This is a genomic window from Sphingobacterium sp. 2149 (genome assembly GCF_031455655.1).
Lineage (GTDB): Bacteria > Bacteroidota > Bacteroidia > Sphingobacteriales > Sphingobacteriaceae > Sphingobacterium.
Map to the genome: position 1 here is coordinate 259,019 of NZ_JAVDTD010000008.1, position 25,201 is coordinate 284,219.

The 25,201-nt window shown below is 38.8% G+C and carries 25 protein-coding genes; 15 read left to right on the forward strand and 10 right to left on the reverse strand.

Annotated elements, in window-relative coordinates; all coding sequences use genetic code 11:
• Window positions 1-63 precede the first annotated feature (63 nt).
• The 4 genes from J2X77_RS13570 to J2X77_RS13585 all read right to left on the reverse strand — a co-directional run bounded on the left by J2X77_RS13570 (window position 64) and on the right by J2X77_RS13585 (window position 4,394).
• Window positions 64-837 (reverse strand): succinate dehydrogenase/fumarate reductase iron-sulfur subunit, encoded by a 774-nt coding sequence (locus tag J2X77_RS13570; protein WP_293938502.1) that lies wholly within the window; start codon window positions 835-837, stop codon window positions 64-66.
• Between the two features lie 14 nt (window positions 838-851).
• Complete coding sequence (locus tag J2X77_RS13575) at window positions 852-2,786, reverse strand: fumarate reductase/succinate dehydrogenase flavoprotein subunit (RefSeq protein ID WP_209577748.1); 1,935 nt, start codon at window positions 2,784-2,786, stop codon at window positions 852-854.
• Window positions 2,787-2,843: 57 nt separating this feature from the next.
• Complete coding sequence (locus tag J2X77_RS13580; RefSeq protein WP_209577750.1) at window positions 2,844-3,614, reverse strand: succinate dehydrogenase cytochrome b subunit; 771 nt, start codon at window positions 3,612-3,614, stop codon at window positions 2,844-2,846.
• Between the two features lie 171 nt (window positions 3,615-3,785).
• The gene (locus J2X77_RS13585) at window positions 3,786-4,394 is read right to left on the reverse strand and encodes a porin family protein (protein WP_293938505.1); all 609 of its coding nucleotides are present in this window, start codon (window positions 4,392-4,394) and stop codon (window positions 3,786-3,788) included.
• An 87-nt stretch (window positions 4,395-4,481) separates the two neighbouring features.
• Between J2X77_RS13585 and J2X77_RS13590 the strand changes: the two genes are divergently transcribed.
• From J2X77_RS13590 to pruA, 6 genes are all read left to right on the forward strand, one after another.
• Entirely contained in the window at window positions 4,482-4,691 is a 210-nt protein-coding gene (locus J2X77_RS13590; protein ID WP_209577754.1) for a hypothetical protein, read from the forward strand.
• Window positions 4,688-5,029, forward strand: a complete 342-nt coding sequence (locus J2X77_RS13595) for a tRNA-binding protein (protein ID WP_209577756.1) — start codon at window positions 4,688-4,690, stop codon at window positions 5,027-5,029. Before J2X77_RS13590 ends, J2X77_RS13595 begins: the two co-directional genes overlap by 4 nt.
• A gap of 9 nt (window positions 5,030-5,038) precedes the next feature.
• The gene (locus J2X77_RS13600; RefSeq protein WP_209577758.1) at window positions 5,039-5,506 is read left to right on the forward strand and encodes a nucleoside deaminase; all 468 of its coding nucleotides are present in this window, start codon (window positions 5,039-5,041) and stop codon (window positions 5,504-5,506) included.
• A gap of 100 nt (window positions 5,507-5,606) precedes the next feature.
• Complete coding sequence (locus tag J2X77_RS13605) at window positions 5,607-6,215, forward strand: superoxide dismutase (RefSeq protein WP_209577760.1); 609 nt, start codon at window positions 5,607-5,609, stop codon at window positions 6,213-6,215.
• A gap of 248 nt (window positions 6,216-6,463) precedes the next feature.
• Entirely contained in the window at window positions 6,464-7,117 is a 654-nt protein-coding gene (msrA, locus tag J2X77_RS13610) for a peptide-methionine (S)-S-oxide reductase MsrA (RefSeq protein ID WP_310081158.1), read from the forward strand.
• A gap of 159 nt (window positions 7,118-7,276) precedes the next feature.
• Window positions 7,277-8,914 (forward strand): L-glutamate gamma-semialdehyde dehydrogenase, encoded by a 1,638-nt coding sequence (pruA, locus tag J2X77_RS13615; RefSeq protein ID WP_209577764.1) that lies wholly within the window; start codon window positions 7,277-7,279, stop codon window positions 8,912-8,914.
• 307 nt (window positions 8,915-9,221) lie between these two features.
• On the opposite strand, the gene recA is transcribed toward pruA, so the two are convergent.
• From recA to J2X77_RS13635, 4 genes are all read right to left on the reverse strand, one after another.
• The gene (recA, locus tag J2X77_RS13620) at window positions 9,222-10,247 is read right to left on the reverse strand and encodes a recombinase RecA (protein ID WP_209577765.1); all 1,026 of its coding nucleotides are present in this window, start codon (window positions 10,245-10,247) and stop codon (window positions 9,222-9,224) included.
• 68 nt (window positions 10,248-10,315) lie between these two features.
• The gene (gene nth / locus J2X77_RS13625; RefSeq protein WP_293884705.1) at window positions 10,316-10,993 is read right to left on the reverse strand and encodes an endonuclease III; all 678 of its coding nucleotides are present in this window, start codon (window positions 10,991-10,993) and stop codon (window positions 10,316-10,318) included.
• A 162-nt stretch (window positions 10,994-11,155) separates the two neighbouring features.
• Entirely contained in the window at window positions 11,156-11,347 is a 192-nt protein-coding gene (locus tag J2X77_RS13630; protein ID WP_209577767.1) for a hypothetical protein, read from the reverse strand.
• 80 nt (window positions 11,348-11,427) lie between these two features.
• A complete protein-coding gene (locus J2X77_RS13635; RefSeq protein WP_209577769.1) occupies window positions 11,428-13,053 on the reverse strand; it encodes a S8 family serine peptidase in 1,626 nt (541 codons plus the stop codon).
• 338 nt (window positions 13,054-13,391) lie between these two features.
• Between J2X77_RS13635 and J2X77_RS13640 the strand changes: the two genes are divergently transcribed.
• Window positions 13,392-15,500, forward strand: a complete 2,109-nt coding sequence (locus J2X77_RS13640; protein ID WP_209577771.1) for a S9 family peptidase — start codon at window positions 13,392-13,394, stop codon at window positions 15,498-15,500.
• Between the two features lie 24 nt (window positions 15,501-15,524).
• On the opposite strand, the gene J2X77_RS13645 is transcribed toward J2X77_RS13640, so the two are convergent.
• Window positions 15,525-15,788, reverse strand: a complete 264-nt coding sequence (locus tag J2X77_RS13645; protein WP_209577773.1) for a hypothetical protein — start codon at window positions 15,786-15,788, stop codon at window positions 15,525-15,527.
• A 575-nt stretch (window positions 15,789-16,363) separates the two neighbouring features.
• On the opposite strand from J2X77_RS13645, the gene J2X77_RS13650 reads away from it, so the two are divergent.
• The 4 genes from J2X77_RS13650 to J2X77_RS13665 all read left to right on the forward strand — a co-directional run bounded on the left by J2X77_RS13650 (window position 16,364) and on the right by J2X77_RS13665 (window position 21,318).
• Window positions 16,364-17,080, forward strand: a complete 717-nt coding sequence (locus tag J2X77_RS13650) for a GNAT family N-acetyltransferase (RefSeq protein WP_209577775.1) — start codon at window positions 16,364-16,366, stop codon at window positions 17,078-17,080.
• Between the two features lie 183 nt (window positions 17,081-17,263).
• Window positions 17,264-18,448: an argininosuccinate synthase gene (argG, locus tag J2X77_RS13655; RefSeq protein WP_209577777.1), complete on the forward strand. Its 1,185-nt coding sequence runs from the start codon at window positions 17,264-17,266 to the stop codon at window positions 18,446-18,448.
• 100 nt (window positions 18,449-18,548) lie between these two features.
• Complete coding sequence (argC, locus tag J2X77_RS13660; protein WP_209577779.1) at window positions 18,549-19,562, forward strand: N-acetyl-gamma-glutamyl-phosphate reductase; 1,014 nt, start codon at window positions 18,549-18,551, stop codon at window positions 19,560-19,562.
• Between the two features lie 463 nt (window positions 19,563-20,025).
• Window positions 20,026-21,318, forward strand: coding sequence for a DUF3472 domain-containing protein (locus J2X77_RS13665; protein WP_209577781.1), 1,293 nt, complete (start codon window positions 20,026-20,028; stop codon window positions 21,316-21,318).
• A gap of 399 nt (window positions 21,319-21,717) precedes the next feature.
• Here the strand turns inward: J2X77_RS13665 and J2X77_RS13670 are convergent, their stop codons facing one another.
• A complete protein-coding gene (locus J2X77_RS13670; RefSeq protein WP_209577782.1) occupies window positions 21,718-22,554 on the reverse strand; it encodes a hypothetical protein in 837 nt (278 codons plus the stop codon).
• Between the two features lie 273 nt (window positions 22,555-22,827).
• On the opposite strand from J2X77_RS13670, the gene J2X77_RS13675 reads away from it, so the two are divergent.
• From J2X77_RS13675 to J2X77_RS13690, 4 genes are read left to right on the forward strand one after another with little or no spacing between them, the layout of a single operon-like run.
• Window positions 22,828-23,343 carry an RNA polymerase sigma factor gene (locus J2X77_RS13675; RefSeq protein ID WP_209577784.1) on the forward strand — a complete coding sequence of 172 codons (516 nt, stop codon included), beginning with the start codon at window positions 22,828-22,830 and terminating at the stop codon, window positions 23,341-23,343.
• 42 nt (window positions 23,344-23,385) lie between these two features.
• The gene (locus tag J2X77_RS13680; RefSeq protein ID WP_209577786.1) at window positions 23,386-24,069 is read left to right on the forward strand and encodes a hypothetical protein; all 684 of its coding nucleotides are present in this window, start codon (window positions 23,386-23,388) and stop codon (window positions 24,067-24,069) included.
• A 6-nt stretch (window positions 24,070-24,075) separates the two neighbouring features.
• A complete protein-coding gene (locus J2X77_RS13685) occupies window positions 24,076-24,597 on the forward strand; it encodes a DUF4252 domain-containing protein (protein WP_209577788.1) in 522 nt (173 codons plus the stop codon).
• A gap of 5 nt (window positions 24,598-24,602) precedes the next feature.
• On the forward strand, window positions 24,603-25,148 hold the full coding sequence (locus tag J2X77_RS13690; protein WP_209577789.1) for a DUF4252 domain-containing protein: 546 nt from the start codon (window positions 24,603-24,605) through the stop codon (window positions 25,146-25,148).
• The last annotated feature ends 53 nt before the right edge of the window (window positions 25,149-25,201 follow it).

Below are 25,201 nucleotides of genomic sequence, written 5' to 3' on the forward strand. Positions count from 1 at the left end.
TTTTGCACTGTTTTCGCTGCTTTGTAAGCTATTGAAAACACGAAAGGTATCGAATGCCAATAATTAAACGTGAGGCTCTTCTTGTCGGAAGATTTTAGCAGTCAAATACTCGCGGTTTAGGCGAGCGATGTTTGTTAGTTTAATGCCCACAGGACATTCAGCTTCACAAGCCCCAGTATTTGTACAGTTACCGAAGCCTTCTGCATCCATTTGATCTACCATCGCCTGCGCGCGTTCATATCGCTCAGTTTGCCCTTGTGGTAACAGTGCAAATTGAGATACTTTTGCCGATACGAATAACATAGCAGAAGCATTTTTACATGCTGCGACACAAGCGCCACAACCGATACATGTCGCTGATTCGAAAGCTTCGTCAGCAATACGTTTAGGGATAGGAATAACATTGGCATCAGGAACACCACCTGTATTGATATTTACATATCCACCTGCCTGTTGAATGCGGTCAAAAGAAGTACGGTCAACAGCAAGGTCTTTTAATACAGGGAATGCAGCAGCTCTCCAAGGCTCAATCACGATCGTTTGTCCGTCGTGGAAGCTACGCATGTGTAATTGACACGTTGTAGTACCTTCTTTCGGACCATGCGGGCGACCGTTGATCACCAATGAGCACATCCCACAGATACCTTCACGACAGTCGTGATCGAAATATACGGGATCTTCTCCTTTACGAGTCAACTCTTCATTGACAATATCAAGCATCTCTAAGAAGGACATATCATCAGCGATATTGTTTGCCTGATAAGTTACAAATTGACCTTTATCTTTATCATTTTTTTGACGCCAAACTTTTAGCGTTAAATTCATATGTTGTGCCATGATAATTTTCTTTCTTATTTATAACTTCTTTGTGTTAACTGAACGTTCTCGAATACCAGGTCTTCCTTGTGTAATTCCTCAGGTACATTGTCTCCTTTGTACTCCCAAGCAGATACATATGCGAATTCATCGTCATTACGTTTTGCTTCACCTTCTTCGGTTTGGCTTTCCAAACGGAAGTGACCACCACAAGACTCTGCGCGTTGTAAGGCATCCACAACCATCAATTCGCCCAATTCTAAGAAGTCAGCTACGCGGCCAGCTTTTTCTAACGAAAGATTTAATTCTTCATTTTCTCCAAGCACTCTAACATTCGTCCAGAACTCTTTTTTCAACTCTTGAATCAAACCTTGCGCTTTTTGCAAACCTTCAGCTGTACGAGCCATACCACAATATTCCCACATAATGAGACCTAATTTTTTGTGGATATCATCAACAGTTTGTGTACCGTTTAAAGACAATAATTTGTTGATTTTCTCTTCAACTTCCTTGCGGGTAGCTTCGAAAGCGGGATGATTATGATCTACTGGTGCAAATGAACCTAATTTTGCTAAGTAATCTCCCACAGTGTAAGGAATGACGAAGTAACCGTCGGCAAGACCTTGCATTAATGCCGATGCACCTAAGCGGTTTGCACCGTGATCAGAGAAGTTACACTCACCCAAAGCATATAAGCCAGGGATTGTTGTCATCAAGTTGTAATCAACCCAAACACCACCCATTGTGTAGTGTACAGCTGGGTAGATACGCATTGGTTGTTTGTAAGGGTTCTCGTCAGTGATTTGATAATACATGTCAAATAAGTTACCATATTTAGCACGTACAGCGTCCTCTCCTAGACGACCGATAGCTTCTTTGAAATCCAAGAATACCGCGAAGCCAGTTTTACCAACACCACGACCATCATCGACAGCTTCTTTCGCATTACGAGAGGCCACATCGCGTGGTACCAAGTTACCGAATGAAGGATATTTACGCTCCAAGAAATAATCTCTGTCTTCCTCTTTGATATCATTGGCTTTGATCTCACCTTTGCGCAATCTTTCAGCCATCTCCTGAGTTTTAGGAACCCATACACGACCGTCATTACGTAAAGACTCTGACATCAATGTTAACTTCGATTGGTGATCGCCAGTTACAGGGATACAAGTTGGGTGAATCTGTGTATAACAAGGGTTAGCGAAGTAAGCGCCACGTTTGTGTGCTCTCCAAGCAGCTGTAACATTACAACCCATCGCATTTGTAGACAAGAAAAATACGTTACCGTAACCACCTGTACACATCAATACTGCGTGTGCAGCATGCGTTTCTATTTTACCTGAAACCAGGTCACGAGTGACGATACCTTTAGCATGACCATCGATCATAACAAGGTCTAACATCTCATGACGCGTATAGGATTTTACTTTCCCTTTTTTTATCTGGCGGTTCAATGCTGAATAAGCACCTAACAATAATTGTTGTCCAGTTTGACCACGGGCATAGAACGTACGGCTTACTTGCGCGCCACCGAAAGAGCGGTTATCTAATAAACCTCCATATTCACGTGCAAATGGAACACCTTGAGCGACACATTGGTCGATGATATTAACAGATACCTCTGCCAAACGGTAAACGTTGGCCTCACGGGAGCGGTAATCACCACCTTTGATTGTATCGTAGAATAAACGGAAAACAGAGTCCCCATCGTTTTGGTAACTCTTTGCTGCATTGATACCACCTTGTGCTGCAATAGAGTGTGCACGACGTGGTGAATCTTGATAACAGAATGTAATTACATTGTATCCTAACTCGGCTAACGACGCTGCTGCAGATGCACCAGCAAGTCCTGTACCAACAACAATAACTGTAAATTTACGTTTGTTAGCAGGGTTAACCAGCTTCAGATTAAATTTATGATTTGACCACTTTTGGGCTAATGGGCCCGCTGGTACTTTTGAATCTAACATATCTCTTAATTTTATATTGATCGATAGAGCCGGAGCTTTATCTTAAAAGATTCTGAATTATTTAAAGAAGAAAAACAATGGCATTATTGCAAAGCCAATTGGAATTAATACCCCAAATACCCAAACACCGATTGCTCTGACAATTCCAATATATCTTCTGTGGTTAAAACCTAAAGTTTGGAATGCAGATTGGAAACCGTGAATTAAGTGGAACGCCAAAGCTGCCATCGCAATAACATACAAAGCTACCAATGCAACATTTTTGAAAGCAAAGTCAACTTGCTTGTACAAATCTCTTGCTTTTACGATTTGAACATTGTTTTCTACCGTTTCTTGGTAGTCATGAAATTCAGATGCTTGAAGTTCTCTCGCTGTGGTTTGCCCTGTTGCCAAATCAGTACGGTATTCGATGTACGGCACTTCATCATTGTGAAACTTCCACCAAAAATTAGACATGTGTGTCGCTAAGAATACTAAAATGACAGTACCTAAGATACCCATGTTGCGTGAATTCCACTTGCTGTTTGCTTGACCATCATATTTGGCATAACCAATAGGACGGGCGGCCTTGTTTTTCATCGACAATGTGATAGCATAGATGACGTGAACAATTACCGAAGCATACAATAAGTAAGAAACAACTTTGATTGGTGTAAAGTGAGTCATAAAATAGGCGTACTTGTTGAACGCTAGACCCGCATCATCTTTAAATAATTGCAAGTTACCAACCAAGTGAACAACTAGGAATAAACATAGGAAGATTCCTGTTAAGCTCATGATTAGCTTCTTCCCAATCGAAGAACTGAAAACTGGCTTTGATTTACTCATTATCCTTGTAATTTAATTTTAATTAGGCAAATCTACTATTTGCTATTAAATATGATACCATTTTGACAAGAAAAAGCAACAATTTAGAACGGTTCTAAAGTTTATTGAAATAAAAAGTCCGTTTTGAATAAAAACGGACTTTCGAACGGTATATAAACTAGGCTTAGCCTACTATAGAATACTGAATAATCTATAGCCTAAGCCAATACTCCACATGTTGATTTTTGGATTTGCCTGGCTCTCATTATTGACTTTATTTAAACCCATTTCATAACGGAGGTCTACACGCAAACTGGAAACATCAGCGCCTACACCAAATGCCCATGATGTACCACTCTTTTTATAGTTATTTGGATTTAATTGATCAATGAATTTAGCCTGCTTGTCATCTACATTAAATGAAAATATTGGACCAGTTTGAATCCGTGCGCCAATCGGTCCCAAACCAAAACGTTTACCCAATAAAACGGGAACATCAATACTGGTGAATTTAACATTGGTGGTAGTTGTCGAGCCATTTTCATCCTTTCCATTAACAGTCGTGTTTTTACCTGTTAAATATACCTCAGGTTGAATATGGAAACCTAATACACCAACACGGCCATAAAGACCCGCTTGGTAGCCAGCTTTCGTGTCAGAATTGAAATATTTGCCATCGCTTTTAAGCTTCGAGAAGTTTAAACCTCCTTTTACACCTACCTCAAATCCGGGCAGAAGCTGCGCCTGTGCCGTTGCAACGCTACCACAAATCAAAAGTAATGCTGGTAAAATCTTTTTCATAATCTTTTATTTATGTATATATTGTATCTTTAAAGAAACTTTTACAGTCTGGTAAAGATATACAAATTTTATACCTAAATCTTAGTTATGCTGAAAATTAACGAAGAACAATGGCAAGTAGCCAAAGAAAAACTCCGCCGCAAGTACAACCATTTAACTGATGAGGATTTAGCTTTTCAAACAGGGGAGGAAGATAAACTAATCAGTAGATTGTCCTTGCGTTTGCGGCGGAAACCCTCCTATGTTTTATTTACGATAGGTAAAGAGATTCAGGATATTAGTAGCAACAGATTATGAAGAGTACCATTAGTTGGAGCGAATTCGAAAAAGTTGACTTAAGGGTAGGAACTGTCTTGGAGACGAAAGAGTTCCCTAAAGCACAAAAGGCAGCTTATCAACTGAAAATTGATTTCGGAGATGAAATCGGTATTTTACAAAGTAGTGCCCAAATTACAGTACGCTATAGCAAAGAGGAATTAATCGGAAAACAGGTGGTTGCAGTGGTAAATTTCCCTCGAAAGCAGATCGCCAATTTTTTTTCTGAGTGCCTAGTGACAGGATTTCCAGATGAAAATGGGGATATTATTTTGACCTCTGTCGATAAAAAATTACCAAATGGATCTAAACTTAGCTAAGTTTGTGCCATGACATTTATAGATTTTGAAGGAACACAACTGATTGATGGTGACGAGTCATTTATGCGTATGGCTTTGAACGAAGCAAGGGTAGCCTATGAAGAGGGAGAGGTACCCATTGGTGCAGTTATTGTTCATCGCGGCCGTGTGATAGGAAAGGGGCATAATTTGACGCAACGATTGAATGATGTAACAGCCCATGCAGAAATGCAGGCTTTTACAGCCGCTGCAAATTATCTCGGCGGTAAATACCTTGATGAATGTACATTATATGTCACTATAGAGCCTTGTATTATGTGTGCTGGAGCAGCTTATTGGACGCATATCGGGAAAATAGTGTATGGAGCCAAAGATGAAAAACGCGGTTATTCACATTTTCATGATAAAATATTGCATCCCAAAACTGTAATTTCCCATGGTGTTTTGCAAGCAGAATGCGCGGATTTAGTAAAATCATTTTTTCGTCAAAAACGGTAGTAAGATATTGAATTTATTGTAACACATAAAAACATAACGTTATATATTGTGTTATATTTGTATATATAAACAAAGTAATAAACATTTAAATTAAATAGATATGGCATTTGAATTAGAAGCGTTACCATACGCAGCCGACGCATTGGAACCACATATTGATAAGACTACAATGGAAATCCACCATGACAGACACCATCAGGCATATGTGGATAATTTAAATAAAGCAATCGCTGGCACAGACGCAGAGAATCTATCGTTATTGGATATTATCAAAAATGTAAGTAAATATTCTGCAGCTGTACGTAACAACGGTGGTGGTCACTACAACCACTCTTTGTTTTGGAAAGTTTTAGGTCCAAACGCGGGCGGAGCTCCAACAGGTGAGTTAGCTGAAGCAATCGATGCTACTTTTGGCTCATTCGATGAGTTGAAAAAACAACTTCAAGCGGCTGGTGCCACTCGTTTTGGATCTGGTTGGGCTTGGTTAATCGTTGATGCTGATGGAAAATTAGCTGTAACTTCTACACCAAATCAAGATAATCCTTTGATGGATGTTGCTGAAGTGAAAGGTACACCAATTTTAGGTATTGACGTTTGGGAGCACGCTTATTATTTGAAATTTCAAAATAAGCGTCCAGCATATCTGGAAGAGATTTTCAATGTGATCAATTGGGATGCCGTAGCGCAGAACTATGCTGCAGCAAAATAAAAGTTGATTTGATAGTAAATCAGAAAAAGCGACAATTCAATGTATTGTCGCTTTTTTTTTCTGAAAGTTTCCCGTGGTGTTGGCTATAAAGAAGTTTCAGTTCGCTCTCCTTGCTGTTTGTAGCTACAAGATCACGAAGGTTTATTTCAGTAAACTGGGGCTATTTTTTATATTATTTAGATTTGTACAGCGTTGCTGATAAAACCAGCACGGTATCTAGTGTATACAAACAAATTGACAATATGCATATGAAAAATCTTTATATAATGTTGGTGGCACTTGTTGTTTTTACATCCTGTCAGGGGCAGGAACAGCGAGCAAAGAGAACAGACTTTTCAAAATTACCTAAAAAAAATACGGCTAAGCTGGATACGGCGACATTTGCCGCAGGCTGTTTTTGGTGTACCGAAGCACAGTTTAAAGAACTGAAAGGTGTTGTAAATGTTGTTTCAGGATATACTGGAGGATGGACCAAGAATCCGACCTATACCCAAGTTTGTAGCGGGAGCACCGGGCATGCTGAAGCAACGAATATTATTTTTGATCCCGGTGTGATCAGTTACGATAAGCTATTAGAGGCATTTTTTGTAGCACATGATCCTACTGAACTTAATCGACAAGGAAACGACGTTGGTACGCAATATCGGTCTGCTATATTTGTGCATACTAAAGAACAGCTTGATAAGACGCGGTATTATCTTTCGGCTTTGGAAAAAGAAAAGGTTTTTAATAAACCTATTGTAACCGAAGTAGTTCCGGCGACGATATTTTATCCGGCAGAAGACTATCATCAAGATTATTATCGCTTAAATGGAAAGGAACCTTATTGTCAATTGGTCATTAAACCGAAATTGGAAAAATTTAAACGTATCTTTTCCAAGGTGGTGAAAGAGAGGCAGTAACTTTGGGTATTCATAATATTTAAGGTAATTTTACGCTATTAGCGCTATTTAGTTTCAAGTTAATAAGTTGAAGTCATGGTCTTTTATACCAAATAAGAGGGTGGATAGACTTCATGATTAATAAATAGCATTTTTGATTGAATAATAAATACTTGTAATATGTCTAAAGGATTTTTTACAGTTCCTGTTCCTACCAATGAACCGGTGTATACTTACGCTGTCGGAACAAAAGAACGTAAATTGTTGAAAGCAGCAATTGATGAGGCACGTTCAAAACAGATCGATATCCCAATGTATATTGGCGGTAAAGAAATCACTACTTCTAAAAAAGTAACAATAGCTCCTCCACATGACCATCAACATATTTTAGGTCAATACAACCAAGGTGATAAATCTCACGTAACAGACGCAATCAATGCCGCTTTAGCCGCAAAAAAAGATTGGGAAAATCTTGCATGGGAAGATCGTGCGGCGATTTTCTTAAAAGCTGCTGAATTGATTTCAGGAAAATACCGTTATGAGCTGAATGCTGCGACGATGTTGGGTCAATCTAAAAACCCCTATCAGGCAGAAATTGACTCAGCATGTGAGATCACTGACTTTTTGCGCTTTAATGTGCAATACATGACTGAGATCTATAAGCAACAACCTCCTATTTCAGGAAAAGGTGTTTGGAACCGTGTGGAACAACGCCCTCTGGAGGGTTTCGTATTTGCATTAACGCCATTTAATTTTACAGCTATTGCAGGTAATTTACCTTCATGTGTCGCCATGATGGGAAATGTCGTGGTATGGAAACCGTCCAATACACAGATCTATTCGGCGAATGTACTAATGAAGATCTTCCGTGAAGCAGGACTTCCCGATGGAATTATTAACTTGGTGTACGTTTCTGGTCCTGATGCAGGTGATGTGATTTTCCAACACCCTGATTTTGCAGGTATCCATTTTACAGGTTCAACAGGAGTATTCCAGGATATCTGGAAAACGATTGGTAATAATATTCACCGATATAAAACGTATCCACGTATTGTTGGTGAGACAGGTGGTAAGGATTTTATCGTTGTTCATCCCTCGGCAGATCTGAAAGTTGCTAATACGGCATTGGTTCGTGGCGCCTTTGAATACCAAGGTCAAAAATGTTCAGCAGCATCACGTGCCTATATTCCTAAATCATTGTGGCCTGCATTGAAAGAATCTATGACGAACGATGTGAAGTCATTTACAATCGGTGGAACAGAAGATTTTACAAACTTTATCAATGCTGTTATTGATGAGAAATCATTTGATAAATTGGCAAAATACATCGATAGAGCTAAAGAATCTACTGATGCAGAAATTGTAGTCGGTGGTACTTACGATAAATCTAAGGGCTATTTCATTCATCCAACAATTATTGAAGCTTCAAAGCCAGATTACGAGACCATGGTTGAAGAGTTGTTCGGGCCAGTTTTGACTATATATGTTTACGAGGATGCTAAGTTTGAAGAAACATTAGCTATCGTCGACAAAACTTCCATTTATGCGCTAACAGGTTCAATTATTGCACAGGACCGTTATGCTATCAATTTAGCGACAGATAAATTAAGACATGCTGCGGGTAACTTCTATGTGAACGACAAATGTACTGGTGCTGTCGTAGGTCAACAGCCTTTTGGTGGTGCTAGAGGTTCTGGTACAAATGACAAAGCCGGGTCAATGATCAACTTGCTTCGTTGGGTGTCTCCACGTACAATCAAAGAGACATTTAATCCGGATACAGATTATAAATATCCTTTCTTGGAAAAAGGAGAATAGGGAAGCTAAGCTACCTTGATAAATAGAAAAGGACGCTTTAAGCGTCCTTTTCTATTTTTAAAAGAATTTCACTTCTCTACGCACATTTATTCTATTTGAATAGGATTAATTTTTATTATAGCATTAGGCGCGGTCAGCGAATTTTTTAGTGCGTTTGATTGAACATAATAGTATTCGATTTCTTGTAGCTTTACGGACTCAACCTTTGAATTTTTTAACCTTGTGGCAAGGTGTCAAGATAGGTCCTATAAAAAAGTAGCCATCCTATATAGAATGGCTACCTACATTATACTAATTTTTACAGCAACTAGTCTTCGTTTTCCTCGACGTTAAGCATTGGATCTTCTCCTGTCACTTCGGCGCGGATTTTTCCCTCAAGTTCATCCATTAAATCAGGGTTGTCGAATAACAAGGATTTGACAGCATCCCGGCCTTGTCCTAGTTTCGTGTCACCATAGCTAAACCAAGAACCTGCCTTTTTTATGATGCCGTATTCAACACCCAAATCGATGATTTCACCGACCTTAGAGATACCTTCACCAAAAATGATATCAAATTCTGCAATACGGAATGGAGGGGCGACTTTATTTTTTACAATCTTAACTTTTACGCGGTTACCCGATACTTCATCAGAGTCTTTGATTTGTGATGTACGACGGATATCTAAACGAACAGAAGAATAGAATTTAAGTGCGTTACCACCCGTTGTCGTTTCTGGGTTCCCAAACATTACACCAATTTTTTCACGCAACTGGTTAATGAAAATACAACAGCAGTTTGTTTTTGAAATTGTACCCGTCAGCTTACGTAAAGCTTGGGACATTAAACGAGCTTGAAGTCCCATCTTAGAGTCACCCATCTCACCTTCGATTTCGCCTTTTGGTACCAAAGCTGCAACGGAGTCAATAACAATAACGTCGATTGCTCCAGAACGGATTAGGTTATCCGCAATTTCTAAACCTTGTTCACCGTTATCTGGTTGAGAAATCAATAAATTCTCCACATCTACGCCTAATTTTTGAGCGTAGTATTTATCAAAAGCATGTTCAGCATCGATGATAGCTGCAATACCGCCTTTTTTCTGTGCTTCGGCAACAATGTGTGTTGCTAAAGTAGTTTTACCTGAAGATTCTGGTCCATATATTTCAATGATACGGCCTTTTGGTACACCACCTATCCCTAAGGCGATATCCAAACCAAGAGATCCTGTAGAAATAGCCTCGATAGGCTCAACAGCAGTATCTCCTAATTTCATAATTGAACCTTTTCCAAAGTTCTTCTCTAATTTATCTAACGTCAGCTGTAACGCTTTTAGTTTATCTGTGTTGCTCATATTTTTAGTATATATTTCTCAAAATTAAAAATTAAAAATCATAAACCAACTATTATTCACTAAAAAAATTAGCTTTTTATTTCTAGCTTATCCGAAACACTTTTGATACGATGATTTTTTTCGAAATATTTGCACATATAAGTGATCGGGCATTTCTCGCAGCGTGGTTTTCGGGCTAGACAGATGTATCGTCCATGTAAAATTAGCCAATGATGCGCAATCGCGATCGTGTCTTTAGGCAAATTTTTCACCAACTGTTTTTCTACGGCCAACGGCGTTGTGGCGCGATAGGTTAGGCCTAAACGATTTGCTACACGAAAAACATGTGTGTCTACGGCCATCGCTGGATTATGATAGACGACAGAAGAAATGACGTTAGCAGTTTTTCGACCGACACCCGGAAGTTTCACAAGATCCTCGATTTTTTCCGGCACTTTATTGTCGAACTGCTCAAGCAGCATTTTAGCCATGCCGACAAGGTGTTTAGCTTTGTTATTCGGATAGCTTACCGATCGTATATAGCTAAATACTTCTTCTACGCTAGAAGCTGCCAAACTATGTGCATCGGGGTAGCGCTCAAACAATTTGGGCGTGACCTGATTAATCCTTTTATCTGTACACTGTGCAGATAAAATAACCGCAACAAGTAATTCAAATGCATTACCATAATTGAGTTCTGTCTGTGCATCAGGACTATTTTTGGAAAAATAATCTACGAAAGCCTTGTATCGTTCTTGTTTTAACATTGCTTCAAAACTAGCCAAAATTTCCATCAAAAAAGAAATTTTGGAATGCATTACATGGGGAATAATCTACCCTTAGATTACAAGGTGCAAAAAAACTGTCGCTGGTTTAGACCAATTGCTACTAGCGATGTAAGTTTAAAAAAGAAAGGCCTAATCTCGAGATTAGGCCTTTCTTTTTTCCAGTTGTTTAGAATATGCGAGTATATTCTTAATACATCTTTTGCTTGGATGAAGCAACATTTTTGGTAATTGAAGTTTCAATTCATTTTCAATGTCCTCGTCTGTCATTACCTTTTCATTTTGGGTGATCAAATTTTGAACTTCGTTTTCTGATTGGGTAAAATTTTCTACCATAAGCATCTTGTGTTTTGTCTCTGTAAGTTAAATAATTAAACGGACAAAAGATGGTTTTGGTATAAAAAACGAGAAAATATTTATTTTTTCTTTCTATTGGTATATTCCTCTGCTTTAATAATCGCATTATAGGCATTGACAATACCTCCAGTGACGGATATATCGGCTAAGCGAACCGTTTTTGTTGCATCTTCACCAACTTTCACGCGTACCAGTTGGTCTGGCTTTTCCACAGATTCCATAATAATCTTTTTGGTCTCCACAGCACTTAAAGTTGGATAATAAGAACGGATCATTGCGGCTAAACCGGCAACAACGGGAGCAGCCATACTAGTACCCTGTTCTTCTTTATACTTCGAATCCGGTATGGTTGAATTGATGCGCACACCAGGTGCAAAAACATCGACAGTTTTTTTGCCATAATTGGAAAAATCCGCAAGAAGTTCGTTGTCCAGGTGGAGGCCAGTTGCACCTACTGTGATCCAAGCATTGGCAGCTCCGGTTGTATCCCCTTTTGCATCAGTATAATATTTCATCGGAAAATTAGGTTCAATATCGTTATCTTCACTGTCATTCCCTGCAGCATGGATCATCAATACATCTTTTGATTCAGCATATTTGATTGCATCATCTACCGTCTGTTTATTATAGGCGTAACCCTTTCCGAAGCTCATATTAATTACTTTTGCGCCGTTGTCTGTTGCATAGCGAATCGCATTTGCCACATCTTTATCGCGCTCATCACCATCAGGGACAAGTCTAACGGTGAGTATCTTAACATTGTCTGCTACTCCGTTAATACCAATGTTGTTATTACGTTTTGCACCAATAATTCCCGCTACATGGCTTCCATGTAATGCGTCTGGCCCTTTCACATCGGCATTACCATAGTATCGCTCCGAAGCATCCTCGTAATCATCACCAACGATAGGTCGAGAATTGTACGTTTTATTTAAATGGTAATCTACCTGGTTATTGAAATATTTTGCGCCTTCGGTAATATCATCGAAAAATTTGGCAAAACCACCATTTTGTATTTCATCTTTTGCATAGCCAAGTGCAATCCGTTGGGTGCTCGAGGTTGCTTTAAAATTGTCTATATCTTCTTGCGTGATGTCTTCGGGTTTCTTACCGATTTCACGCACGACAGCATCTATATTGCGTTTAAGCGCATCATATGAAAACTGTCCCATCTTCGCTTCTTCGAGTTTGTTTTTATATTCAGCAGTCATCTTTCGATAGTTGGCGAAGGCTTTTCGGCCTACGTCATTGAGTTCAGATGCAGCTGTGATGTTAGCAAATTTTTGATCCAATGCCTTAAGCAGCCTTGTCAATTCCAAGTTGTCAAACTGAACATTCTTTCCATCAGCGTTTCCGATAAAATTCCAGCCGTATTTATCGTTGATATAACCATTTCCATCATTGTCCACACCATTGGAGAGACTATCTTTCGTATTGATCCACACCACATCTTTGAGATCCTCATGATGAATATCCACCCCACCATCCAGTACACCAACAATGACTGGGATAGATTTTTTTCCTTTCAACAAAGTTTTATATGTTTTTTCGGTACTGATTCCCATTACCCCGTCCGTTTTATAATCCAGATTGAACCAATTTGCTGGAATGGTATCCGACTGCCCGAAAGAAAAGAGGGGTAAAGCGCCTAAAGTAATGAGATATAGTGATTTCTTTAAATTCATATGCAAATAATTATTAATAAGGTGTCTGCACTCATTTTTTTCATTGAAGCTATGACACATGATAAGCTATTGTGTTTATATTAAATTTTCTTCCTGCGCATGTTCTTCCTACGCAGGTAAGTGCAACAACGCCTGACTGAAGTAGGATAGCAAAGATAATGCTAATGGCTCTTCTGAAACTGTTAATTTTTATTAAAAGTGCTTATAATCTATCCCTTCACGCCGAACTGTTGAAGAAATATCTTAAATTCAACCCATTTATAAACAAATTCTGTTTTACTCCAGTGAAACAGTCCGTTTCCTAAAAATAGTTCATCAAAATAGCATATTAAAAGAGCATGCAACACCATAAAAAAATATATTGGCCTAACGTGATGGTCCCAAAAGCAGCTGTTTATCCCCATATCAGAAAGGTACATAATGATACTGTTCAAGATGATTATTACTGGATGATCGATTACTTTAAAAAGGGAGAAAAAGCGCAAGAAGTGATTGATTATCTAGAGGAAGAGAATTCTTATACCAACTTGATGCTTGAAGATACTGCGCACCTGCAGGAAGATCTATTTCATGAACTTAAATCCCGTATTAAAGAAAAAGACGAGTCAGTGCCTTATTATAAAAACGGCTACTATTATTATAGCCGGACAGAAGAGGGAAAACAATATTTTAAATTCTGTCGGAAAAAGGGTACACTCGATGCCGAAGAACAAGTATTGCTAGATGTCGACCAGCTTGCTCAGGGACATGCATATTACACAGCAAAAGGATTTTCAGTGAGTCCGGATAACCGGTTGCTTGCTTTTAGTGTAGATACCGTTTCCCGTAGAGAATATACGATATATGTGAAGGATCTGGAGACTGGAGCAATTTTCCCCGATCAGATAAGGAATACCGAGGGGGCGGCAATTTGGGGAAATGATAACCTAACCCTTTTTTATACCGCAAAGAACCCTATTACGTTGCTCAGTGAAAAGATTATGCGGCATACATTGGGAAGTGATCCGGCTTCGGATGTGGCTGTTTATGAAGAAAAAGATAACACAAATTATATTGCAGTTGGTAAATCGAAAAATGGAAAATATATCTTTATCAACTCGGAGGGAACATTATCCTCGGAAATCTGGTTATTGAATGCGGATTTCCCGCAGTCAGCATTTCGTGTTTTTCAGCCTAGGATTCACGATGTTCTTTATTCTGTTGTTGTATTGGAAGATCGGTTTTTAATTCTTACGAATGATGGGGCTATTAATTTTCGAATCATGCAATGTCCATTGGATCGCACCGAGCGTATTCATTGGCAAATATTCTTAGACCATCGACCAGATGTATTGATCAGTGATATCGAAGAATTTAAGGATTTCTTGGCGATTGCTGAACGGAAAAATGGATTGACTCAATTAGCGATTTACAATTTAAACAGTCATCAACAGCACTATTTGGATTTCGGAGAAGTTGCCTATACGGTATACCCGGGTATTAATGTTGAATACAACAGTGATAAGTTACGATATGGTTATACCTCTTTAGTGACGCCAAATTCGGTTTACGAGTATGATATGGCCGAACAGCGTAAAGTGTTATTGAAGCAACAGGAAGTTTTGGGGGGGTATGACCAAGCAGCCTATATTACCGAACGTATCTTTGCTATTGCAAGAGACGGTGTTCGGGTACCTATATCTATTGTATATAAGAAAGGAACCAAACTGGATGGCACAGCCCCTTTATTGCAGTATGCATATGGCTCCTATGGGGCTTCGATGGATCCTACTTTTTCAAGCAATAGGCTGAGTTTACTGGATCGTGGATTTATCTACGCCTTGGCACATATTAGAGGTGGAGAAGAAATGGGGCGTCAATGGTATGAAGAGGGAAAAATGATGCACAAGATGAATACCTTTTATGATTTTGTGGATTGTGGTCAATATTTGATTGACCAGCATTATTGTATATCGGAACATCTCTATGCGCAAGGAGGTAGTGCCGGAGGTCTGCTAATGGGAGTAGTTGCTAATATTGCACCCGAGCAATACCATGGCATTATAGCTCAGGTTCCTTTTGTGGATGTTGTGAATACGATGCTGGACGATACAATACCGTTGACGACAAATGAATATGATGAATGGGGTAATCCAAATTATGAGGAGGCTTATTTTTATATGAAAAGCTATTCGCCTTACGAGAACATTGAACCGAAAGAGTATCCAAATTTGCTTGTTACCACAGGGCTACACGATAGTCAGGTGCAGTATTTTGAACCGGCTAAATGGGTGGCCAAACTGCGTGCAACAAAAATTGGGGATGCGGTTTTACTTTTGAAAACAGATATGGATTATGGCCATGGTGGAGCCTCTGGTCGGTTTGACTATTTAAAGGAAATCGCATTGGAATATGCTTTTCTCTTTAAATTGGAAGGAATTATTCCAGACTATGCAAACGAACAATAAAAAAAGCGGTATTAACCGCTTTTTTTATTGTCGAGCATGATTAATACTATCCTGTTGTTTTTGTAAACGCTCTTCTCGTTCGATTTCTCTCGAATCGATCTGATGCTGTTGATAATTGTCCATTGCCACTTTACTGGCTTTCTGCGACACGTAGATAGCCAATATGGCAACGATAGTAATGATTGCTATCCCCCAGGCATACTTATGCTTGTCTTGTTTAACGAGCCAATACATAAATACAATGTAAGGGACCGCAAAAATAATATAGAAAATTAAACTCGGTGACATATTATTCTCCATTAAATGATCCTTACAAAAGTATCGTTTTTGACTAAAAATAACGAACCTATAGAGAAAACAACAATTTCAATTGATAAAGCGTTAAACCTTTATCTGTTTTATTGTCAAATTAACATCGCTAATATGTGCAGTATAGTCCCGTATTGTTGCGGATTAATCGCTTGAAAATGAAGCTTACATAGCAGCTTTTGTGTTAGATTTTGAATTTTTAATTTTTGCAAAAAATCAATAAGAATATTGTGGAAAAGAAAAAAATATTTTTATACATTTGCATCGTCAGAAACAATTGACAGATCATAAAAAATGAAACAGAACAAAAAGAAAGATTATTCTTATACGCAAACTTTTGAAAAGTTTATGAAGAAGGTCTTCTGTGCTTTCATTTTCGTAGAAATACCTGTTTTACGCTTCCGACGACCCATACTACCTCGGGCTTGATTTGAGGTAGTGAATCTTTCCAAGTAAGACCATGATTGTCCGATGGTTTTGAATCCGTTATTTTAATTTATTTAGTCAACAAAACACGGCGGTAGTTGTTGTTTTATTATTAGGGTCGTAAGTCAATGACTATATCAGATTTTTTAATTATCCCGGCTAAACCTGAGCATGCACATTATGCAGAGGTTATTTGCGACGAAATGTTCGAGTCTGCAAAGGCTCGTGGCACTGGTATTGCGCGTCGTAAACCAGAGTACGTTGCCAACAAAATGAATGAAGGTAAAGCAGTGATTGCTTTACATAAAGATGGCCGATGGGCAGGTTTTTGTTATATAGAAACTTGGGGACATGGTGATTATGTTGCCAACTCCGGTCTGATTGTAAATCCCGAATTCCGAAAAGTAGGTTTGGCCAAAGCAATCAAAAAAAGAGTCTTTGACCTTTCTCGTGAAAAATACCCCAAAGCAAAGATTTTTGGCTTGACAACGGGATTCGCCGTAATGAAAATCAATTCGGAATTGGGTTACGAACCGGTTCCATATTCCGAACTGACTACAGATGATGAATTCTGGAAAGGCTGCCAGAGTTGTGTCAACTATGAGATCCTGATGAGTAAAGACCGTAAAAATTGTATGTGCACAGCCATGCTTTGGGACCCGGAAGAAAAGGAACGTGAATTGCGTGAGAAGATCCAGCGTAAGCATGAAGCCAAGGAACGCTTGGAAAGAATTACACAAAAACAATCTTTGTTAAAACGTATACAGGCGAAGTTCTGGAAATCGGCAAACAAGTTTGCGTCTATCAATTTGTCTAAGCACAACAAAGTCGCAAAGGGATTTTGATAAGTTTAATAGGAGCGATTTGATGTCATACATCGTTCTCCACAATTTCATACATAGTATGTCAACTGGCTTAGCAGCCAGTGAAAATAAATAATGAACAGTGATGAAACAGCAAGCTTCAGGCTTAATTAGAGCCGGTCGCTTAAGAAGAGTTTCAGCATAATAAAAAAACAATTTATCTCAATGAAAAAAGTAGTTTTAGCATTCAGCGGAGGATTAGATACTTCGTTTTGTTGTATTTATCTTACGCAAGATTTAGGTTTAGAGGTTCATTCCGTCGTTGTAAATACAGGTGGTTTTTCGGATGAAGAATTGAAGAATATTGAGGCACGTGCTTATGCATTAGGTGTAAAATCACATACGGCGATTGACGAAACAGCAGACTATTACCGCGAAACTATTAAATACTTGATCTTCGGTAATGTGTTAAAGAATGCGACTTACCCATTGTCAGTTTCTGCGGAGCGCGTATGTCAGGCTACTGCTATCGCAAACTATGCAAAGCAAATCGGCGCTGAATGTGTCGCCCACGGCTCTACAGGTGCAGGAAATGATCAGGTTCGTTTTGATATGATTTTCCAGACATTAATCCCAGGGGTTGAAATTATTACGCCTATCCGCGATCTACAATTGTCCCGTGAAGCAGAAATAGAATATTTGAACAAACATGGGGTTGAATATTCCGCCGAAAAAGCGAAATATTCGATCAATAAAGGCCTTTGGGGTACCTCTGTTGGTGGAGCAGAAACATTGACATCCAATCAATATCTGCCAGAATCGGCTTGGCCGACTCCAGTGACATCTTCAGAACCACAGCAAATTACAATAGATTTTGAAAAGGGCGAGCCAGTAGCTTTAAACGGAGAAAAAATGGCTTCTGTTAAGGTCATTCAGGAATTGCAAGCTATTGCTCAACCTTATGGAATCGGTCGTGATATTCATGTCGGAGATACCATCATCGGTATCAAAGGGCGTGTGGGTTTTGAAGCCGCAGCTTCAGTGATTCTAATTAAGGCACATCACACCTTAGAAAAGCATACCTTAACCAAATGGCAATTATCCTGGAAAGATCAGATCGCTGCTTTCTACGGTAATTATATGCACGAAGGGCAGATGCACGATCCGGTTATGCGCGATATCGAAGCATTCTTACAATCCTCACAAGAGACTGTGACTGGCCGCGTGATAGTTGAACTTCATCCATATCGTTTTGTGGTTATCGGTGTGGAGTCTGAGCATGACTTGATGTCTAATAAATTTGGTAGTTACGGTGAAATGAATAAAGGTTATACAGGTGACGACGTGAAAGGTTTCTCCAAAATTTTTGGAAATCAAACGATCATTTGGCACAAAGTGAATCAAAAATAAACCATGTTTTATGCAATGTATTTTTCCCTATGACGAAATTAATAGAAAAAAATGCATTGCATAACATTTTAAATCATACCTAAATACTAAATTCAAGAAAATGATAAGAGTTGGGATAATTGGTTCGGCAGGATATACCGGTGGTGAGTTATTACGTGTGTTGATTTACCATCCTGAGGTGGAAATCGTATTTGCCAATAGTGCTTCTAATGCCGGAAATAAGTTATATGAAGTACACAATGATTTATTCGGAGATACGGAATTGACGTTCTCCTCTGATTTTCACTCTGATATTGATGTCTTGTTTTTATGTGTTGGCCATGGCGATGCACGTAAATTTTTGGATGCAAATGCAGTTGATGCATCTGTGAAGATTATTGATCTTTCACAAGATTACCGGCTCCGGGCAAATACGGCTTATCAAGGACAGCAATTTGTATATGGGCTTCCGGAATTAAACAAAGAAGCAATCAAGATCGCACAATATATTGCAAATCCAGGATGTTTTGCAACAAATATACAGTTGGCGCTGTTGCCATTGGCTAGTAAAGGTTTGTTGCCAAATCAGCTTCATGTCAATGCAACTACTGGATCTACGGGAGCGGGACAGAAACCAGGAGCGACGACACATTTTTCTTGGCGCAACAATAATCTTTCGGCCTACAAGTCTTTTGAGCACCAGCATTTGCAGGAAATTTCCGAGTCGCTGGATCAGCTTCAAGCGGGGTTTTTACCTGTGTCCAGCAAGTCATTACTGGAACGTGCCGCTGAAAGAATTAATTTTGTGCCGCAGCGTGGTGATTTTGCCAGAGGAATTTTTTCGGCAATTTATGTTGATACGGACTTGTCCGAAGAAGAGGCTTACGAAGTATATGAGACGTATTATGCAGCCCACCCTTTTACGCATGTCAGCAAAAAAAATATCGACCTCAAGCAGGTTGTCAATACGAATAAAAGTATTATCCACCTCGAAAAGCATGGAAACAAGTTGCTTATTTTAAATGCAACAGACAATCTGCTGAAAGGTGCGTCTGGACAGGCGGTGCAAAATATGAACTTAATGTTCGGTTTAGATGAACGTACAGGATTAAATTTAAAGAGCGTTGGTTTTTAACGAATCAGCTCAGTGATAACCTTACAATCGAAGTAATGTTATTAACATAGTTATTAACATCGTGTGGAAAAGTGAAGAGTCAAGCCCTTCACTTTTTTTATGCATTGGTCTTTTGTAGTACAAATCTTCGTGGTTTGATACCTTTTATCTACTTTTCTCATCAATCGATTACAGCTGGAATCTTCTTCTTTTATGGCTGTTTTTTTACACAATCGATTGATATACATTTGATTTCTTTTTCTTTAACTCTAACCCTTATCTTCATCCAATAATCCGGCTCAGGAACCGATACCATCCTTATTCAATAGTAAGGTGAAGGATAGCTTATACGTCAAATTTCAGAACGGATATAGCAGTTGGGCTCTGTGAGGGGGTCGGGTATAACGGTAGCTTGAATTCATGGAAAGCATGAATGACCAAGTTGGTATACTAATCTGTGCATATATACATTGATAAATAAAATATGAAAAGAAAACACTTTATCCAGTACTTCTTTATGGGGGCCTTATTCTGTGGGTCCATTGCGAGTATCGCGCAGACAGCGCAACAGACTTTTACAGTTCCGCTTGCAGGCAATGCTTTCATTACCGCAGGACAAACTGGTAATGCAGAGATTTCTGGTCGAAATGGTCTTGTGAGATGGTCCAGCGACAAAGGAGTGGCATCGGTCTATTTTAGAGCACAAAAAGCAGGCAAGTTAACACTAAAGCTGAAAGCAAAAAATGATGGTGGTAGATCTAAAATCGAAATCGCAGCATTGGGAAAAAAAACGATCGTAGATGTAGAAGGTACTGAACTATCGGAAACAGCTGCTTTATTAATTGATATCAAGGTTCCAGGTTATGTACAGGTCAACTTAACAGGAGTAAGTAAATCAGGTCGTCGCTTCGCCGATGTAACAGAATTAGTTGTTAGTGGAGAGGCTGCATCCAATGGTCTTATCTACTCGAATGATCCCGAATATTATTACTGGTCCAGAAGAGGGCCTTCCTGCCATTTAAATTACACAGTACCTACAGCAGGCAATGTCAGCTACTATTACAATGAGGTGACGGTTCCTCCAGGAGAAGATAAAGTTGGTTCCTATTTTATGGCCAACGGTTTTGGAGAAGGATATTTTGGTATACAGGTAAATTCGGAAACAGAACGACGTATTCTTTTTTCAGTATGGAGTCCATTCCATACGGATGATCCGAAAAGTATTCCGGAGGAACAGAAAATCCATTTGCTGAAAAAAGGAAAAGAGGTGCATTCCGGAGAATTTGGCAACGAGGGTTCTGGCGGACAGAGTTACCGCAAGTATTTTTGGAAGGCGGGGGTAACCTATAAGTTTCTCTTGAAAGGAGAGCCCGATGGAAAAGGAAATACTGATTATACCGCTTGGTTTTTTATTCCGGAAGAGAATGCCTGGAATGTGATTGCAAGTTTCAAACGCCCACAAACGAATACCTATCTGAAGCGATTCCACAGTTTCTTGGAGAATTTTAGCCCTAATCAAGGGTATCTAGGTAGAAAGGTTGAGTTTGGCAATCAATGGGTATATGATGGGCAGTGGAAGGCTGTTCAAGAGGCGTCATTGAGTGTTGACAATACGTATCTTGCCAATCAGCGAATTGATGCAATGGGTGGTATAACAAAAAATGGTTATTTTCTAAAAAATGGTGGTTTCTTTAATGAAATCGTTAAGCCAGGCAGCAAATTTGAATTTGTCAATAAGGGAAAAGCTCCAAAAATTGACTTTGATAAATTACCTTAAAACTTATGTTTAATTTTCTTTTAAATATTTAGTAATCAATGGGCGTGATTGGATTAAAGTTGAACAGGGGATTTTTACAGGAGCGTTGGATGCCCAATATCATTATAGATATGATCTGCAATTTAGAGATGGCAAAATTCGATTCGAACCCATTTTTGATTGTGTAAAATATGGCTCCAGTACAACGTTAAGTTTAGTTGGAAAGAAAACATTCGGATCATTGGCAAGCGGTCTTTTTACTGAAGAAGGAAAATAATTAGTAAAAGAGAGGTGCTGCTAATTGACAAAAATGTAAATGAATTTATTCATTCGTTGAAAGAAAAAATTGCATCAATTACTAGTAATAATTAGTAAAAAATAAAGAGTCGCATCAAAATGCGACTCTTTATTTTTTAACCTCTATTTCTCAATGAGCTTAATATCTCGTTCTACCGAAACATTATCACCTGTAATTGCATTACCTTCTTTGTCTACCAAAGTCAGTTTTACTTTAGTATCGCCTAATGGTAAGCCTTTTATTTCATAAGGCCCCCATTTATCCAATGTAAATGTCTGCCCGTTGATATCCGCTACGACCTTATTTCCATCTGGTGCAAGTTTAGTATTGACCAAGTAAAAATCCAACAATAGATTTTTTGTTTCATCACCCTTGTACTCACCTTTAGGTCGAGAATAGAATAGTGACGGTTCCTTGGGCATCGCATCCGTTGTCAATTTACCTGTGGCATCAATTTTAAATTTTACCAACTTAGACGCTTCAGTAGTTTTTATGGACTCATGATACGATCTCGATAAAAAAGAGAGTAGATAATGCTCCGAATTTAACGCTACAGTCACGGAGTGCTCTGGCTTATAAAGAGCCGTGTAAGGTTTATTATCTAAAATAAAATGAATGTGTTGTCCATCGTGTGAGTTTGCCATGTGAGTAGCATGGGCATCATCGGTCATTTCAGTTAACTTGAAATTTTTAATTGCATATTTTACCGATACTTTTGCGGAGTCAGTACCTACCTTTTCCGAACTGATCGATGCGATCTGTAGATCAGCTCCAGGAAATTCTTTGGAGTCTGCAATCGGGCTAACCGTGATAGCGTCCATTTTTTGTGCGGTATTGGTATCAATACTGGTGCTTGAGTCAGCCCCATCTGTACTTTTTGTAGAAGAGTTGTTACATCCGATAGCGCCTGCCATCAACGCTAATGCAGCAGTAATACCTGTAATTTTGTAATACTTCATAATTTTTCTGTTTAATTTTTTAATCATTCAGCATCTTAAGTAACAGTTGGTATGCATGTTTTGTTTGTAATAAGGTTAAAAATAGGTCTTTTTCAATACCGATTTAGGAACAATCTACTGTGAAATAAATAATCTGAAAAAAATAGTCATATTAGATGTAATAAATCAATATGCTGAAATGTCTTGATGATATAAAAGGCGGAGGTGATATTGAGATGGTGCAAAAGCCGATTAGAAATTAAAAACAGAGTAAATCTCAATATTGATGATAGCATGAACCAAGAGCAATTTAAAAATACCGTTTTCATCCATAAGGATAAGCTATTTCGCTTCGCGAAACGGATCTTGGTCGATGATGATGAAGCTTTTGATGCAGTACAGAATGTGATGATGCGGTTGTGGCAATTGAAAGATCAGTTGCTTCAATATAAAAACATGGAAGCTTTCTGCATGCAGAGTGTAAAAAATGAGGCATTAAATCGGATTAAAAAAGGTAAAGTTAGATCGGATTATGTCAATCAATACCAGGCGGTTTCGACAACAGAGTATACTATTGGAAATACAAAGGAAATTATTGTCAAGATGATCAATTCACTCCCAGAAAAACAACGCCTTGTCATGCATCTGCGCGATGTTGAGGACTATGACATTGATGAAATTGCTGAGGTATTGGAGATGGGCGAGTCGGCAGTGCGGGTTAATCTGATGCGCGCAAGACAAAAGGTGAAAGAGCAGCTGACAAAATTATTCGATTACGAAACCGCGCGTATTTATTCCGACAGAAAATAGCTGTTATGGTTTCCAAATCAATGAACAATAAGATATAGAGTGATGGAAGATAAAAGGTTAAAGGAATTGAAAGACAAATACTTTAATGGGCAGTCGTCATTAGAGGAAGAAAAAGAATTGAAAAATTCGGAGGATTTCTTTTTTCAATCATTGAACGAAGAGAAGAATCTCAAGATGGAATGGTCCTTCGAGGATTTTGAAAGCAACAGCAACGAAAGTAAAAAGGGGAATATGTGGTGGAATGATAGCTGGATAAAATACGCAGCAGCGGCAGTGCTTTTGATGAGTATTGGGTTAGCATTATTTCTAAACCAGCAATCAGCAATACAATCGCCTTTGCTCGCGGAAAAGGAAATAAATGATCTCAAACCAGCTGACAATGTGCCAGTCGAACATCAGAGCACAGAAATAGTACATCCTCATACTGAGGATAGGATCCAGGTAATTAAACGTACTAAAACATTACAGACAGCTGAGACAGTCAAACGTCCAAGAATTGGAAAACAAACCGAAAGTCGGGCAGTGAAGAAGGAAGTAGCAACTGAAAGTTTGGAATCGGAAACGTCCTATCAGGCAGATTATGTTGTCTTGAACGGTAAGCCTGTCGCTAACGAACAGGAAGCCGTCGAATTGACGTTAAAGTCATTAGGCCTGCTGGCAAACAACCTGGAAAATGGCGTAGATAAAGCAATGAATATAAAACAAATGTCAATAACGATTAACTAAAATAATATGAAAGGTTTTTTAATAGCTTGCCTTCTACTTGTAGCAAGTATGGCAAATGCACAAATTTCAAAATTGGATAAGCTCTTTGAACAATATCAGGGAAAGAAAGGTGTAACAACACTTAAAATCGGAGCACCGATGTTCAAACTGTTGGGCAATTTGAAAATAGACGATGATGATATGCAGACCATCAGCCCGCTGCTAAAGAACGTTAAATCGCTGCGTATGCTCATCGTTGAGGATGGTGAAGATAAAGCCTTGACAGATATTATTCGGGGGGCGGTTTCCAACTTAAAGTATGAGGAACTCATGTCGCTCAATAGCGAAGGTCAGGATATCCGGTTTATGGTGGAAAATATGTCTGTAAATGCCGATATTTTAAACAATCTTCTACTCACAATCAATGGAGATGGACAAAATCTATTTATGATCCTTGATGGGGAAATACCGTTGAAAGACGTAACTAACTTGGTCAATGAAGGCAATAATAAAGCCAATAAGAACAAAGGCGATAACGAGAAAAAATAAGAATTATGAAAAGATTACTAACCTTGTTATGTCTCGTTGGCGTTCTATTGTCCATGCAGTCCTGCATGATAAAAAAAACGTCGAATATGGATTTCATCAATCGGTCTAATGTCTCTGACAAGGCCGAGATTGTTGCCATCAATTTACCGATGTGGTTAACAAAACCCTTTATGAAAAAAGCGTTAAAGGATGAAAGCGATGAAGACGCTCGCGCCATGGCCGCGATTGTAAAGAAATTAAAAAAGTTCAGGATGCTGACGCTTTCCAATAATGATAAAACGAAGAACGCACGCATTTTGGACGACTACCATAAGTTTTTAAGGAAGAATAAATTTGAGGAACTTTTGGTTGTCAATACCGATGGACAAGAAATATCATTGAACGCCCGTATTGATAAAAACAATGTCATTCATCGTGTTTCCCTACTGGTCCACGACAATGAAGACGAAAGTGTATTCATGGATATCAAAGGCAAGTTTTCATTGGATGAACTTATCGCCGGACTGAATAAGATGAGGTCTAAAGATAAGAAGTTGGCCAACAAACTTTAATAGGGACGCTGATTCCATAATCCACATTTTACTCATCTTTAAAAAAATGCCCT

Coding starts and splice junctions, on each gene's coding strand:
- J2X77_RS13570 (WP_293938502.1), bottom strand. CDS start 837: ATGGCACAACATATGAATTTAACGCTAAAAGTTTGGCGTCAAAAAAAT.
- J2X77_RS13575 (WP_209577748.1), bottom strand. CDS start 2,786: ATGTTAGATTCAAAAGTACCAGCGGGCCCATTAGCCCAAAAGTGGTCA.
- J2X77_RS13580 (WP_209577750.1), bottom strand. CDS start 3,614: ATGAGTAAATCAAAGCCAGTTTTCAGTTCTTCGATTGGGAAGAAGCTA.
- J2X77_RS13585 (WP_293938505.1), bottom strand. CDS start 4,394: ATGAAAAAGATTTTACCAGCATTACTTTTGATTTGTGGTAGCGTTGCA.
- J2X77_RS13590 (WP_209577754.1), top strand. CDS start 4,482: ATGCTGAAAATTAACGAAGAACAATGGCAAGTAGCCAAAGAAAAACTC.
- J2X77_RS13595 (WP_209577756.1), top strand. CDS start 4,688: ATGAAGAGTACCATTAGTTGGAGCGAATTCGAAAAAGTTGACTTAAGG.
- J2X77_RS13600 (WP_209577758.1), top strand. CDS start 5,039: ATGACATTTATAGATTTTGAAGGAACACAACTGATTGATGGTGACGAG.
- J2X77_RS13605 (WP_209577760.1), top strand. CDS start 5,607: ATGGCATTTGAATTAGAAGCGTTACCATACGCAGCCGACGCATTGGAA.
- msrA (WP_310081158.1), top strand. CDS start 6,464: ATGAAAAATCTTTATATAATGTTGGTGGCACTTGTTGTTTTTACATCC.
- pruA (WP_209577764.1), top strand. CDS start 7,277: ATGTCTAAAGGATTTTTTACAGTTCCTGTTCCTACCAATGAACCGGTG.
- recA (WP_209577765.1), bottom strand. CDS start 10,247: ATGAGCAACACAGATAAACTAAAAGCGTTACAGCTGACGTTAGATAAA.
- nth (WP_293884705.1), bottom strand. CDS start 10,993: ATGTTAAAACAAGAACGATACAAGGCTTTCGTAGATTATTTTTCCAAA.
- J2X77_RS13630 (WP_209577767.1), bottom strand. CDS start 11,347: ATGGTAGAAAATTTTACCCAATCAGAAAACGAAGTTCAAAATTTGATC.
- J2X77_RS13635 (WP_209577769.1), bottom strand. CDS start 13,053: ATGAATTTAAAGAAATCACTATATCTCATTACTTTAGGCGCTTTACCC.
- J2X77_RS13640 (WP_209577771.1), top strand. CDS start 13,392: ATGCAACACCATAAAAAAATATATTGGCCTAACGTGATGGTCCCAAAA.
- J2X77_RS13645 (WP_209577773.1), bottom strand. CDS start 15,788: ATGTCACCGAGTTTAATTTTCTATATTATTTTTGCGGTCCCTTACATT.
- J2X77_RS13650 (WP_209577775.1), top strand. CDS start 16,364: ATGACTATATCAGATTTTTTAATTATCCCGGCTAAACCTGAGCATGCA.
- argG (WP_209577777.1), top strand. CDS start 17,264: ATGAAAAAAGTAGTTTTAGCATTCAGCGGAGGATTAGATACTTCGTTT.
- argC (WP_209577779.1), top strand. CDS start 18,549: ATGATAAGAGTTGGGATAATTGGTTCGGCAGGATATACCGGTGGTGAG.
- J2X77_RS13665 (WP_209577781.1), top strand. CDS start 20,026: ATGAAAAGAAAACACTTTATCCAGTACTTCTTTATGGGGGCCTTATTC.
- J2X77_RS13670 (WP_209577782.1), bottom strand. CDS start 22,554: ATGAAGTATTACAAAATTACAGGTATTACTGCTGCATTAGCGTTGATG.
- J2X77_RS13675 (WP_209577784.1), top strand. CDS start 22,828: ATGAACCAAGAGCAATTTAAAAATACCGTTTTCATCCATAAGGATAAG.
- J2X77_RS13680 (WP_209577786.1), top strand. CDS start 23,386: ATGGAAGATAAAAGGTTAAAGGAATTGAAAGACAAATACTTTAATGGG.
- J2X77_RS13685 (WP_209577788.1), top strand. CDS start 24,076: ATGAAAGGTTTTTTAATAGCTTGCCTTCTACTTGTAGCAAGTATGGCA.
- J2X77_RS13690 (WP_209577789.1), top strand. CDS start 24,603: ATGAAAAGATTACTAACCTTGTTATGTCTCGTTGGCGTTCTATTGTCC.